Source organism: Virgibacillus sp. DJP39 (genome assembly GCF_049310925.1).
GTDB lineage: Bacteria > Bacillota > Bacilli > Bacillales > Amphibacillaceae > Virgibacillus_F.
This window is the reverse complement of record NZ_JBMERP010000025.1, coordinates 35,366-49,108: the sequence shown is the minus strand read 5'-3', so window position 1 is coordinate 49,108 and position 13,743 is coordinate 35,366. Positions and strand designations below refer to the sequence as shown.

At 36.3% G+C, this 13,743-nt stretch carries 17 protein-coding genes; all 17 read left to right on the top strand.

Translation table 11 applies throughout. The features are described from left to right. On the top strand, nucleotides 1–837 hold an 837-nt coding region (locus tag ACOI1D_RS10325), incomplete at its 5' end, for a VOC family protein (protein ID WP_422501202.1). Nucleotides 838–1,556: 719 nt separating this feature from the next. Then, nucleotides 1,557–2,264 carry a response regulator transcription factor gene (locus tag ACOI1D_RS10320; protein WP_422501201.1) on the top strand — a complete coding sequence of 236 codons (708 nt, stop codon included), beginning with the start codon at nucleotides 1,557–1,559 and terminating at the stop codon, nucleotides 2,262–2,264. After that, nucleotides 2,248–3,630 (top strand): sensor histidine kinase, encoded by a 1,383-nt coding sequence (locus ACOI1D_RS10315; protein ID WP_422501200.1) that lies wholly within the window; start codon nucleotides 2,248–2,250, stop codon nucleotides 3,628–3,630. The genes ACOI1D_RS10320 and ACOI1D_RS10315 overlap by 17 nt, the downstream gene beginning before the upstream one ends. Before the next feature lie 74 nt (nucleotides 3,631–3,704). Then, nucleotides 3,705–4,322, top strand: a complete 618-nt coding sequence (locus tag ACOI1D_RS10310) for a class I SAM-dependent methyltransferase (RefSeq protein ID WP_422501199.1) — start codon at nucleotides 3,705–3,707, stop codon at nucleotides 4,320–4,322. Nucleotides 4,323–4,476: 154 nt separating this feature from the next. Next, the gene (locus ACOI1D_RS10305) at nucleotides 4,477–4,719 is read left to right on the top strand and encodes an SHOCT domain-containing protein (RefSeq protein ID WP_422501198.1); all 243 of its coding nucleotides are present in this window, start codon (nucleotides 4,477–4,479) and stop codon (nucleotides 4,717–4,719) included. A 48-nt stretch (nucleotides 4,720–4,767) separates the two neighbouring features. Next, the gene (locus tag ACOI1D_RS10300) at nucleotides 4,768–5,151 is read left to right on the top strand and encodes a hypothetical protein (RefSeq protein ID WP_422501197.1); all 384 of its coding nucleotides are present in this window, start codon (nucleotides 4,768–4,770) and stop codon (nucleotides 5,149–5,151) included. A gap of 290 nt (nucleotides 5,152–5,441) precedes the next feature. After that, entirely contained in the window at nucleotides 5,442–7,100 is a 1,659-nt protein-coding gene (locus tag ACOI1D_RS10295) for a CoA-disulfide reductase (RefSeq protein ID WP_422501196.1), read from the top strand. A gap of 410 nt (nucleotides 7,101–7,510) precedes the next feature. Beyond that, complete coding sequence (locus ACOI1D_RS10290; RefSeq protein WP_422501203.1) at nucleotides 7,511–8,788, top strand: MFS transporter; 1,278 nt, start codon at nucleotides 7,511–7,513, stop codon at nucleotides 8,786–8,788. Nucleotides 8,789–9,003: 215 nt separating this feature from the next. Continuing rightward, the gene (locus ACOI1D_RS10285) at nucleotides 9,004–10,131 is read left to right on the top strand and encodes an MBL fold metallo-hydrolase (RefSeq protein ID WP_422501195.1); all 1,128 of its coding nucleotides are present in this window, start codon (nucleotides 9,004–9,006) and stop codon (nucleotides 10,129–10,131) included. Between the two features lie 44 nt (nucleotides 10,132–10,175). Then, nucleotides 10,176–10,403, top strand: coding sequence for a sulfurtransferase TusA family protein (locus ACOI1D_RS10280; RefSeq protein WP_422501194.1), 228 nt, complete (start codon nucleotides 10,176–10,178; stop codon nucleotides 10,401–10,403). Between the two features lie 50 nt (nucleotides 10,404–10,453). Then, on the top strand, nucleotides 10,454–11,230 hold the full coding sequence (locus ACOI1D_RS10275; protein WP_422501193.1) for a sulfite exporter TauE/SafE family protein: 777 nt from the start codon (nucleotides 10,454–10,456) through the stop codon (nucleotides 11,228–11,230). A gap of 171 nt (nucleotides 11,231–11,401) precedes the next feature. Continuing rightward, nucleotides 11,402–11,563: a hypothetical protein gene (locus ACOI1D_RS10270; RefSeq protein WP_422501192.1), complete on the top strand. Its 162-nt coding sequence runs from the start codon at nucleotides 11,402–11,404 to the stop codon at nucleotides 11,561–11,563. 55 nt (nucleotides 11,564–11,618) lie between these two features. After that, nucleotides 11,619–12,008, top strand: coding sequence for a hypothetical protein (locus ACOI1D_RS10265; protein WP_422501191.1), 390 nt, complete (start codon nucleotides 11,619–11,621; stop codon nucleotides 12,006–12,008). Further along, entirely contained in the window at nucleotides 11,980–12,240 is a 261-nt protein-coding gene (locus ACOI1D_RS10260) for a metal-sensitive transcriptional regulator (RefSeq protein ID WP_422501190.1), read from the top strand. Before ACOI1D_RS10265 ends, ACOI1D_RS10260 begins: the two co-directional genes overlap by 29 nt. A 183-nt stretch (nucleotides 12,241–12,423) precedes the next feature. Then, nucleotides 12,424–12,723, top strand: coding sequence for a rhodanese-like domain-containing protein (locus ACOI1D_RS10255; protein ID WP_422501189.1), 300 nt, complete (start codon nucleotides 12,424–12,426; stop codon nucleotides 12,721–12,723). Between the two features lie 12 nt (nucleotides 12,724–12,735). Next, a complete protein-coding gene (locus tag ACOI1D_RS10250; RefSeq protein WP_422501188.1) occupies nucleotides 12,736–13,308 on the top strand; it encodes a sulfurtransferase TusA family protein in 573 nt (190 codons plus the stop codon). Between the two features lie 20 nt (nucleotides 13,309–13,328). Continuing rightward, the gene (locus ACOI1D_RS10245) at nucleotides 13,329–13,727 is read left to right on the top strand and encodes a DsrE/DsrF/DrsH-like family protein (protein ID WP_422501187.1); all 399 of its coding nucleotides are present in this window, start codon (nucleotides 13,329–13,331) and stop codon (nucleotides 13,725–13,727) included. Nucleotides 13,728–13,743: the final 16 nt, after the last annotated feature.

Sequence of the window (13,743 nt, the reverse complement as noted above, 5' to 3'; positions counted from 1 at the left end):
AAACCAACGACATTTGTTGGTCATGTCAATATAAAGGTAGAGAATTTAGAAAGGTCATTACAGTTCTATCAAGAAATACTCGGATTTGATATTTTAGAAAAAACAACAACGACAGCAAAACTTACAACCGATGGGAAGACAAGTGTCTTATCATTGGAACAACCTGAAAATGTTATTCCTAAACAAGGAAGAACGACTGGCTTATATCATTTTGCACTTCTATTACCGAAAAGATCCGACTTGGCTAACATAGTTGTTCACCTATCAGAAAATGGCGTTCGTTTCGGATCATCTGATCATCTTGTTAGTGAAGCCTTGTATTTACATGATCCGGATGGAAATGAAATTGAAATTTATATCGACCGGGATCCGTCTGAATGGACCTGGAATGGGGAAGAAGTGGCAATGGCTGTCGATCCACTAGATTTTGACGATTTATTAAAAAGCATCGAATCAAGAAACCTTTGGAAAGGAATGCCTAAAGATACGGTTATGGGACATATCCATTTACATGTTTCCGAATTAAAAAAAACAGAAGAATTTTATATAAATGGCCTTGGGTTTGATCTGGTCAATAGGTTCGGTGCCCAGGCATTATTCCTTTCAACAGGGAAGTACCATCATCATATTGGGGTAAACACTTGGAATGGAGTAGGTGCACCCAAGCCGCAAGAGAATAGTGTTGGTATGGAATCTTTCACACTCATTTTACCTAATAAAGAAGCAATCAGTGAAACGGTTGATAACTTGCAAAAAATTGGGATGTCCGCAACAGAAGAAGACGGAAGACTAGTCACGTATGACCCTTCTGGAAATCGTATTGAATTAGCTGTTTAAGAGGGAGAGATTATAATTTCTGTAATAAAGCAATCACTCGCAGACTAGGACTCTGGAAATGCTTATTATTGCTTGCTGATGTTCGTGCGCACCCAACATTATCCTTATACCATGATTTTAAAGACGGAGAGTTTGCTCCACAAGATTTCACTTAGAAAATAGTAATATTGCTAGATCAAAATAATAATTGGAGCTAAGAACTAAAATTAGTAAGATAGATTCTAAGGGTATTTCGCCGGTGAAGTATGAAATTATTGGATTCAACCGCAACCCCCAAATGGTCTGATGGTATTACCACACACCAACCATTAGGGGGTTTTTTTATGCTTCGGTTAGAACCTCAAGACTAGGGACAACAGTAAGGCATGTTTCAAACAAAAAGAATATGTTACATAGCTTTGTTATAACGCAGTAACTGCTGATGACGTTTCCTGTTCCCAACCATCAAGACTTTCCTACTCAGCTATATCCTTCTTTATGCCCTTGCTTTATGACCCTTGCTTTTCAGTCCCTATCATACTATGAAAGGTTAAGATACTGGGCAAAAAGTGTTCAATCTTATTGAGCAATAACTGATTACTTTATATTAGCAGTTAGCAGTTACAGCAACTCCTACCTTAAATAATTTTAATACTATTTAAGTTGAAGTTGTGTGGATGTTATGGAGATTATCCTTTTTAAGAAAGAAGGTGATACTATGCATATAAGAGGTGATCTTTATGACAAAAATTCTTGTAGTTGATGATGAAAAAGTAATACTTGAAGTATTGGAAGCTTATTTTGAAAAAGAAGGCTGGGATATTATTTTCGCTTCGAATGGAATCGAGGCACTAAAAAAGGCAAAAGAACAGAGTCCTGACCTTATCGTATTAGATTTGATGCTACCTGATATATCTGGAGAAGAAGTATGTAGGTTAGTAAGAAAGGATAGTAATACACCCATTATCATGCTAACTGCTAAGTCTGCAGAAGATGATTTAATTAATGGGATTGTAATTGGTGCGGATGACTATGTTACAAAACCATTTAGTCCAAGAGAAGTGGTTGTAAGAGTAAAAGCCTTATTGAGAAGAACGCAGCAGATGGCAAACGTGAATCAAATGAGCTTTAACAATTACAAACTTGTGATTGATCATGTCAAAAAGGAAGTAAAGCTTAATGATGAGATTCTTACTCTGACTCGCAATGAATATAAGCTGTTATTTACGATGGCAAGTTATCCAGGGCGGGTGTACAGTAGAAGTGATTTATTAGAGAAATCACAAGAAGATGGTGCCTATTTCGAGGGATACGAAAGGAATGTTGATACACATATAAAGAATTTGCGAAAAAAAATGGAAGTCGATTCTCGCCATCCTGAATTTATCGTTACAGTATTTGGAATGGGGTATAAGTTTGGAGGAAAAAAGGATGAAACTAACACTTAGGTCAAGGATATTAATTTATCTTTTAGTAGTCTCTTTAAGTGCTATTTTTATCACTAGTTTTACTATCTTTTTTGGCGTTGAAAATCAATTTACTGATTACCTCAAAAAAAATAGAGAAGAACGTATCGGGACAATTAAAAAGGAAGTACTTCAACAATATGATGAGACTGGTGAGTTAACTAACGAACAATTAAATAATATGATGCATCAGCATGCAATGACAGAGAACTTATACTATAAACTTTATGATAGTAACGGTGATTTATTAATTGATTCAACATCGTTACGCTCAATGATGGGAATGATGAATGGGATGCAATCCACAATGGATCCTAATGATTATCGTTCAGTTTCTAATCAATTAAAAAGAGATAACCAAGTAATCGGAACTTTGACCGTATTTTACCCGGAAAGCTTAGTGGGTGAGGATTTTATCTTTTTGAAATCAATAAAACAAAATATATTGCTTGCGTTATTGGTTACTGTTATTCTATCGATCTTATTTAGCTTATTATTTACGAATCGTTTAACCTCAGGGTTTAAAAAGCTGATAAATGCTATTGCAGAGTTACGTAATCATCAATGGCGAACAAGAGTCCCTGTTAATGAATTGACAGATGAAATGAGACCTTTAGGAGATGCGTTTAATCAGCTTGCAGAATCCTTGGCAAAAGAAGAAACACTACGAAAACAGTTCACAGCTAATTTTGCACATGAACTTAGGACACCACTTGCTACATTAAGGAGTCATATTGAGGCTTTTCAAGATGGTATATGGGAGCCAGATTCAAAGAGATTAGAGCAATGTCATGAAGAACTAATGCGTTTGGTTAGGTTAGTAAATGAACTGGAAAAGTTAATTGCAGCTGAAAATCCTCAGATTAGACTGGATAAAACGAATTTAGAAACAGGAAAACTATTGTCCTTTATAAAAGAGCAATTCAACCCAATGTTTATGAAAAAAGGGGTTGAATTAGAAGTAGACAATAACGGGGAACAGCATTGGTTTCTAGGAGATCGTGATAAAATTATTCAAATTTTAACCAATATCGTGAATAATGCACTGCAGTATTCACCGCAAGGACAAAGAGTTTCTATTTTTATAGAAGAAAAAGCTAATAAAATTGCTTTCATCGTGAAAGATGAAGGAGAAGGAATTAGTGAGGATGATCTTCCTTTCCTCTTTGAAAGATTCTATCGAGGTGATAAATCGCGTGATAGAAAAACGGGAGGAGTTGGTATTGGCTTGTCCATTGTAAAGGCACTTGTAGAAGCACATCAAGGAGAAATAAAGATAAAGAGTCAATTAAATGTTGGTACAACGGTAGAAGTACAATTTCCTAAAAAAATAAGGCAAGGACACTAGTTATCCTTTATATTATCACCATTTATTTTAAGCGTTATAAGAGACAGAACTAAGTAATCTAGGAGGGATTCAATATGGATAAGATGGTAACCGAAAAGATCAAGAAACGATATAATCGGGTGTCAGGGATATACGATTTAATGGACAAAATGATAAAGGAAAGCTGGAGGAAAGATGCACTCAAAAATGTAAAAGGAGATGTTTTAGAAGTAGGTGTCGGTACTGGTGGGAATTTGCCATTTTATCCTAACGATATTCATTTGACAGGTGTAGATTTTAGTTCAGGTATGCTAAAGCACGCTAGAAAAAAGGTGAAGATTCAACCTTTTCCCTATCAAATAAATCTTATTGAAATGGATGCGCAACAAATGGACTTTCCTGATAATACTTTTGATTATGTCGTGGCCACCTGTGTATATTGCTCCGTACCTGACCCTGTAAAAGGACTAAAAGAAATGGGCAGAGTCTGTAAACCGGATGGGAAAATTATTCTTTTGGAACATATGAGAAGTAAGAATGAAGTAGTAGGGAAAATGATGGACCTATTAAATCCTATTACGGTTAGAATGTCGGGAGCAAATATTAACCGAAAAACGCTGGATAATATAAATCAGGCTGGCTTATTGATTGAACAAAAAGAAGATATATTTTATAGCATTGTAAGAAAGTTGGTAGTTAAACCAACTAAATAGTTTATGAATAGACCGCTAGTCATAATAATGATGTTTGGTTTCAATAAATAGTATCATAATTAAAGCAAATCCACATAACTTCCACATAAGTAACTCATAAAATCCCCATTAGTAAAATGTATGATTGAATTAAGAAGAAAGGAGAGATAAAGCAATGATGGGATACGGGCATGGTTTTGGAATGTTTGGATCTGGAGGTGGATCATTCATGATGATAGTGGTGTTTTTACTTATCGGCTTCCTAGTCTATTTAGGGATAAAGAGTCAAAATAAAGATAACAAAAATAGTAGCCAGCCAGTAGCAGGATCAAATGCATTAGAAATTGCCAAGTCTAGACTAGCAAAAGGTGAAATAACGGTTGAGGAGTTCGAGCAAATCAAGAAAAATGTAATGTAAGGATAGTAAGCATTTAATAAAAAACTATTAAAAGGAGATTGATTATAAATGAATTTACTTAATGGAATTCTAGCAGCAACTTTAGCTTTTACAGGTGGAGCAGGATTAACTCTATTTTCTGAAAAGGATACGCAGAATCCGAACACAGTGATCCAAGAGCAAGGAGTTAGTTATGATCAAATGATAGATATGATGGGTACAGGCGACTATGAAGGTATGCAAAAATTCATGGAAGTTGGCAATATGGACTTCGATGAGATGCAAAAGTTCATGGAGGAAGGTAATGTGAATTTCGGGCAAATGAAACCATATATGAGAGAAATGCATCCCAATTTAGATAACCAAGAATTAGAAGAATTATATAAGAGTATGCATGGAACAGGTGGTGCATCTCAAAGCAATAATTTTAGAGGAATGGGCAGCATGTATTAAAAAATGATGAGCAGGTCATTTAACTTTGGCCTGCTACTACTTCTAAAATTTGAAAATAGTACGATTGCATCAAGTATCCATATTGGATGGTGATGTTGTTAATACTCCCATAGTATCCTCCACACATTACGTGTTCAATGATTTTCAATCCAGTTATTTTCTCTTAAGCACAAAAAACTTTTAATGTGATGTTCATCACATACAAAACGATAGTGTGCTATTATAATCTCTTTTATACCCGTATGGGTATTAGTGTATAATAATTATAAGAACTTTGGAGGTTTTTAATAATGAAGAAAATAATTATTGTCGGTGGTGTAGCAGGTGGTGCAACTGCAGCAGCAAGACTTAGAAGATTAGATGAAGAATCACAAATTGTACTATTTGAAAGAGGAGAATATGTATCGTTTGCGAACTGTGGTCTACCGTACTATATTGGCGAGACGATTAAAGATAGAAGTAAATTACTTGTTCAAACAGTAGAAGGCATGAGCAAAAAATTCAATTTAGATATTCGTAATTTAACAGAAGTAAACAAAATTGATCGTGAGAATAAAACAGTTGAAGCAAAAAACTTGGAAACTGGTGGATCGTATAAGGAAAGTTATGATGTGCTTATTCTATCTCCTGGTGCTAAACCAATTTTTCCACCAATTCCAGGGGTTAAAGAAGCGGATAATATCTTTACACTAAGAAACATTCCGGATACTGACAAAATTAAAGCATATGTTGATGAACGCAGGCCAAAAGAAGCGGTTGTTATCGGTGGAGGATTTATCGGTTTGGAAATGGCTGAGAACTTGGTAGACCGTGGTGTTGCTATTACGCTTGTTGAAATGGCGAAGCAAGTTATGGCACCACTAGACTATGAAATGGCAGCAATTGTTCATCGTCATCTTAGAGAGAAAGGCATAAACTTAATCCTTGAAGACGGCGTGAAAGCATTTGAAGATAACGGCAACAAAATTGTTCTGTCTAGCGGGAAAGAAATCAACACAGATATGACGATTTTATCAATTGGAGTAAAACCAGAGAATTCATTGGCAACAGATGCAGGATTAGAAGTTGGTAAGCGCGGTGGGATAAAAGTGAATGAGTATCTACAAACAAGTGACCCAGCAATCTTTGCTTTAGGTGACGCGATTGAAGTTACGGATTATATTACTGGTCAACCTACTATGATCCCATTAGCTGGACCAGCAAACCGCCAGGGCAGAATCGTTGCCAACAATGTTTATGGAAAGAAAGAGGCCTATAAAGGTACACTAGGTACTGGTATTGCTAAAGTTTTTGACTTAACGGTTGCAACAACAGGAAACAATGAAAAAGTGTTAAGTCAAAAAGGAATAGAATACAAAGTCGCTCATGTACATCCCGCGTCTCATGCAGGATATTACCCTGGTGCAGCTCCGATTGCTTTGAAACTTATCTTTGATGAAAACTCAGGAAAACTATTTGGTGCACAAGCAGTTGGTACCGATGGTGTGGATAAGCGAATTGACGTGATAGCAACTGCAATTAAAGGTAATTTGACTGTACATGACTTAACGGAGATTGAGCTTTCTTATGCACCACCATTTTCATCTGCCAAAGACCCAGTCAATATGGTAGGGTATGTTGCCTCCAACATGATTTATGAAGAGATAGAAACCGTTCAATGGCATGAAATTGATCAAATTATTGAAGAAGGCGGTATGCTGATTGATGTCCGTGAAACTATCGAAAGAGAAGCAGGTTTCATCGAAGGATCTATCAACTTACCGTTAGAAGAAATTCGAGATCGGTTAGATGAAATACCAAAAGACCAAACCATTTATATCACATGTCAAGTAGGTTTACGTGGTTATCTGGCAACGCGAATCCTGACTGCGAATGGTTATAAAGTGAAAAACTTAGATGGTGGTTGGAAAACGTATTCAGCAGTATTTAATTCCGATGAAAGTGCATAAATAAGTCTGATGCAGCTACTGTAATTGTTACGAAATAGATGTCATGGGACTATAATATTCAAGCCCATTAAAAAGTATTTTTTTAAGAAAGTTGAGGTTTTGAAAGTTGAAATCGAACAAGATAAAAAGCAATTTGTGACATATATCCGTAAAGATGATGCTTAGTTAAATAAGCCCCTTCCATGATGGAGGGGACTTATTTTTGTCTGATTGTTTACCTTGCAAAGTTCATGATTAAGTTCTATAATAGCCATCATATACCTATGGGGGTATGAGGAAGGTGATCTCAGCAAAAAGGAGTGTACTCATGAGGCAAACTCAATCCTTGAGAGATTGCTTTATCAACGAACAGAAATAGAACTCTATTAATCAAATAGAGAGGAGGTATTCAATTGTCTAGACAGAAAAAAATAGAAGCTAGTAGTAATGACTTGATACAAGATTATGTTGACCATCCTGATAAGCAAAAGCAGTTATATAAACGAACATTGATTATAATTGTTATTGCACAAATCCTTGGTGGAGCGGGTCTTGCATCCGGTATAACTGTGGGATCGTTACTTGCTGAGGATATGTTAGGCACGGATAGCTTGGCCGGTATTCCAATTGCATTATTTACCTTAGGGTCAGCAGGTGCTGCATTAATGGTAGGAACTTTGTCACAACAATTTGGTCGTCGAATGGGACTTGCAATTGGATTTTTATCTGGTGGTATGGGTGCAATTGGAGTAGTCATATCGGCTGTATCGGGTAATGTAATTTTACTTTTTATTTCACTATTTATTTATGGAGCAGGTACAGCAACCAATCTCCAAGCTCGTTACGCTGGAACGGACTTAGCAAGTGAAAAGCAAAGAGCAACTGCTGTAAGTATTGCATTGGTATCAACCACGTTTGGTGCTGTTGCAGGGCCAAACTTAGTTGGTGTGATGGGGCAATTTGCTCAGTTATTCGGTATCCCTGCACTTGCGGGGCCGTTCATTCTGGCCGCCGCTGCATTTATTCTAGCGGGTTTAGTACTTCTTCTTATGCTTTATCCAGATCCACTTAAAGTTGCTCAAGCAATTGCAATAAAAGAGCATCAGGGTGACAAAATATTTCATAATAAAAGTGCACAAACAACGAAAAAAAACCAACGGGGAATACTTGTTGGTGCTACTGTGATGGTTTTAACCCAATTAATAATGGTTGCGGTAATGACAATGACTCCTGTTCATATGGGAGGGCATGGACATGGACTGAATCAAGTAGGATTGATTATTGGTCTTCATATTGGAGCAATGTATCTCCCTTCACTTGTTTCAGGAATACTTGTTGATAAAATAGGACGTAGCTTTATGGCGGTTGCTTCAGGTATAACGTTATTATTAGCCGGTGCACTAGCTGCCTTTTCACCAACTGATTCTATAATTGTTCTCGCGTTAGCACTAATATTATTAGGTTTAGGATGGAACTTTGGATTAATTAGTGGAACTGCTTTAATTATCGATGCAACAACACCAGCAAACCGTGCAAAGACACAGGGGAGTGTGGATGTTTTAGTTGCTCTGTCAGGTGCTGCAGGCGGAGCTTTATCAGGGGTTGTCATGGCTCATTCTAGCTATGCCGTATTATCTCTTGGAAGTGGTGCACTAGCTTTGCTCCTAGTTCCAGTAGTTTTCCTGGCATTACGAAGAAATAGCAAATAATTATTATAAATCTCAGAGACTATTAACTTAAATGATTCGTATTTGGTTGTTGACAATATACCCACTAGGGTATATTATTGCTATTGTCATAGTGATATTGATTAACGAAACTGATAAGAGGGTTGAAACTAGGATCTGACTTAAACAACATAATGGATTCCTTAAATAACTATTATTTTTTTCTGAAAAATAATACCACGGGGGGTAAATGTGTAATGAGTGTAAAAATGATGACAGCGCATGAAGTGACACAAAAGGTTTTTAATAAAGAAGAGCTATTTATTTTAGATGTACGAAACGAAGATGCTTTTGCAGATTGGAAAATTGAAGGTGTTAACTTTGAATATTTGAATGTTCCTTACTTTGAACTGTTGGACGGTGTAGAAGAAATCTTAGAAAAGATACCTTCTAATAAAGACATCTTGGTTGCCTGTGCCAAAGAAGGTTCATCTTTAATGGTAGCTGAGATGCTTTCAGAAGAAGGGTTAACTGCTTCGGTTCTACAAGGTGGAATGAAAGCTTGGAGTGAACACTTGGAACCTGTTAAAGTTGGAGACTTGAAAGATGGTGGAGAAATTTATCAGTTTGTTCGTATCGGTAAAGGTTGTCTTTCTTACATGGTTATTTCAGATGGAGAGGCTGCAATTATCGATGCAACAAGAATGATAGATATTTTCTTGGATTTTGCAGAAAAAAAAGGTGCGACAATTACTAACGTCTTTGATACGCATTTACACGCTGATCACATCTCTGGAGGAAGAAAAATTGCAGATAAAACAAATGCATCATACTGGTTACCTCCTAAAGATGCAGAAGAAGTAATCTTTGGATACGAAGCGTTGGAAGGTGGAAATGTCGTTGCGATTGGCAATACTGCAATTGACATTCATGCACTTTATTCACCAGGCCACACAATTGGTTCAACTTCATTTGTGATAGATGAAAAGTTCTTATTATCCGGAGATATTTTATTTATTGATTCGATTGGTAGACCTGATTTAGCAGGACTTGCGGATGACTGGGTAGGAGATTTAAGGGAAAGTCTATATTCCCGATACAGAGAACTATCTGAGGAGTTAGTAGTTTTACCTGCACACTTCATGATTATTGATGAATTAAACGACGATGGTAGTGTTGCAGAAAAATTAGGTACACTATTTGCTCAAAATCACGGATTGAATATAGATGATGAACAAAAATTCAGGAAAATGGTGACAGAAAATTTACCACCACAGCCGAATGCATATCAAGACATTCGTAAAACAAATATGGGTAAGATAGCACCGAAAGAAGAAGAACAAAGAGAAATGGAAATTGGACCAAACCGCTGTGCGGTACGTTAATAATAGATGAAATACGACTAAAACAATAGTAGGAGGAATTAAGAATGGATGTAGCAAAAGTTTTAGATGCAAAAGGGTTAGCATGCCCAATGCCAATCGTAAGGACAAGGAAGGCAATGAACGAATTAGAAACTGGCGAGATCTTGGAAGTTCACGCAACAGATAAGGGTGCAAAAAGTGATCTTGCCGCATGGGCAAAATCTGGAGGTCATGAGCTGTTAAAAGGTACTGAAGAAAACGATGTATTAAAGTTTTGGATTAAGAAATATTAAATAGAAGGGAATCATATACATGGTTCTCTTTACTTAAGGAGGTAAAATAAATGGACTTTGCTTTTATCATTACTATATTCTTAATTGGTTTTGCCGGATCTTATGTTTCAGGAATGTTAGGCATAGGCGGTTCGATTATTAAATATCCAATGCTATTGTATATTCCACCTCTACTTGGTGTAGCAGCATTTACAGCACATGAAGTATCAGGGATTAGTGCTGTTCAAGTACTGTTCGCAACAATTGGCGGTGTATGGGCATATCGAAAAGGAGGATATTTAAATAAAACGCTCATAGCTTATATGGGTATTAGTATACTAATTGGGAGTCTAATTGGTGGATTTGGATCGAAATCATTATCCGAAAGTGGGATTAATTTAACTTATGGAATATTGGCATTAATTGCTGCTGTTATGATGTTTGTTCCTAAAAAAGGGATTGACGACATCCCGTTAGACCAGGTGAAATTCAACAAATGGCTTGCTGCAATCTTAGCGTTGATTGTTGGTGTAGGTGCTGGAATTGTTGGTGCAGCAGGAGCGTTTTTATTAGTTCCTATCATGTTAGTGGTACTTAAAATCCCAACTCGTATGACCATTGCATCATCGTTAGCTATAACGTTTATATCATCTATTGGTGCGACAATAGGAAAAGTTTCTACAGGGCAAGTAGAATACTTTCCTGCAGCGATTATGATTGTTGCAAGTTTAATTGCTTCCCCTCTAGGTGCAATGACAGGTAAGAAAGCAAATACGAAAGTGTTACAAATTACTTTAGCATTATTAATAGCAGGTACTGCAATAAAGATATGGATGGATATATTTTAATACGGGAAAAGTAAAATGGAGTAAGCGGAAGGAGGAATATCTCAAATGGTAAAAATCACGTCAGCTGCTCTTTCTAAGATTCAAGAAGAAGTAAAGCCACTTATTGATGAAGGGAAACAACCTTGTGTGCGTTTTGCAATGGGTATTGGTTGAGGAGGCCCAAAGCTTCGGTTGGCTCTGGAAGAGTCACCTTCAGATAATGATGAAATTACGGAAGAAGATGGAGTTCTATTTTTAGTAAGCAAAAAGGATTCTGCTTATTTCAATAATACTAAAATTGACTATACAAAGAATGTACTCGGTAATGGGCAGTTTCAGGTACTTCGCGTATAATTTCTTGTTATTAAGAATAAGGAGAAATTAGTAACATTTAAAAAGGGGGAGAACCATGTATTTTTTAGTTATTATTACCTTCTTTATTCTAATGGTTCTCTACCGAAGGCATATGCCCGTATGGGGGATTGGTGAATTAAGAGAAATAAGCAATGTTTTATATGATAGAGTCGATGTGGTGATTTTAGATATAAGGGATTATCAAACGTCTATTAAGAATCAAATAGTAAATGCTTATTGTTTACCATTGCCATATTTAAATCGACATTATACTGATTTACCAATAGAAAAAGACATAATCGTTGTAGCTTCGGATCAAGTAGAAGTTAACTTAGGTGCAAGGTTTTTACGAAAAAAAGGATATAATGTAGTTGGTTTTTACTTACCAAGTCAAGTAAGAAAGGATAGTTACAACTATGGAGTACAATGCGCAAATGAGAAATAGAATGAAAAGAATTGAAGGACAAGTCAGAGGTTTATTAAGAATGATGGAAGAACAAAAGGACTGTCGGGATGTGGTCACTCAAATGTCGGCTGTAAGAAGTGCTCTTGATCGTACAGCAGCTTTAATTGTGAGTACAAACCTTGAAGAATGTATTCGTAATGAGAAACAAACTAGTGAAAATTCTGAAGACCTAATTAAAGAAGCAGTGAAGTTACTAGTAAAAAGTCGATAAGCATGACAATACTGATTATAAAGTAAGAAAGGTTAATTAAGTTAGTAACAATTCTTTATAAAAATAAATACCTATATAGGTATTGTTGACTTTAGTTTATTTATATACGTATAGGGGTAATGTATATTCTAAATAATCTAAAGTCCTTAGGGCAGAATAAGATAGTAGTTTGGAGGGGATACCTTGAAAGAAATTTCAGCAAAAGAATTAGCAGAAAAAGTAAAAGCAGGAGAAAAGTTAAGTGTAATTGATGTACGCGAAGACGAAGAAGTTGCCCAAGGGAAAATTCCAGGCGCCAAACATATACCATTAGGTCAAGTTCCGGAGCGGTTAAATGAAATTGATAAAAATGAACAACATTATATGGTTTGTCGTTCTGGTAGTAGAAGTGGAAAAGCATGTGCTTTCTTAAAGAATGAAGGTTATGATGTCACGAATATAGAAGGCGGCATGTTGAGCTGGGAAGATGAAGTTGAGAAATAAGGAGGTATATTGGTGAGTATTACAGCAAATGAAGTTTTAGATGCAAAAGGTTTAGCCTGTCCAATGCCTATTGTAAAAACAAAAAAGGCAATTAAAAATTTGGAAGCAGGTCAGGTCATTGAAGTGCAAGCAACAGATAAAGGTTCAACCGCTGATATGAAAGCATGGGCAGAAAGTACAGGGCATCAATATCTTGGAACCATAGATGATGGCGATGTATTGAAACATTATTTGAGAAAAGCAAGCGAAGAGGAGACAAAAGGTGATACAAAACATGAGGATGTGCTAGACGTAGAGGAACTCCGTAACAAAGTAGAAGGGGAAGAAGCTATTTCTATTATTGATGTTCGAGAACCAGCCGAATATGGTTTTGGTCATATTCCTGGTGCAGTGAATATACCTCTGGGTGAACTAGAAGAACGTTTTGAAGAGCTCAAAAAAGATCAAGATATACACGTTATTTGCCGAACAGGTAGTAGAAGTGATTTAGCTGCACAAAAGCTTACGGAAAAAGGCTTCAAGAGTGTGAAAAATATAGTGCCAGGCATGACGAATTGGAAAGGCCCTACAGAGGGCAATCATTAAATTTTAGGAGGAATTTTTACATGGGAAACACAAAAGTAGCAATTATTGCGTCAAATGGTTCTCTTTTTGATGCATATAAAGTATTTAATATCGCAAGTGCTGCAGCAGCATCAGATGCAGAGGTTGGTATTTTCTTTACGTTTGAAGGGTTAAATTTAATTCATAAAGAAGGACACAAAAATTTGCCGATTCCAGAAGGTAAAGAACATTTCCAGGAAGGATTTAAAAAAGCAAATGTACCATCCATTGAGGAATTAGTTGGTGTTGCACAGGAAATGGGTGTTAAATTAATTGCTTGTCAAATGACGATGGATGTTATGAGTTTAGAAAAAGATGCATTCGTAGAAGGTATTGAAGTTGGTGGGGCTGCTTCATTTATCGATTTTGCAAAAGATGCTAATATGTCCCTTACATTTTAATTAGATTAACTGCAAT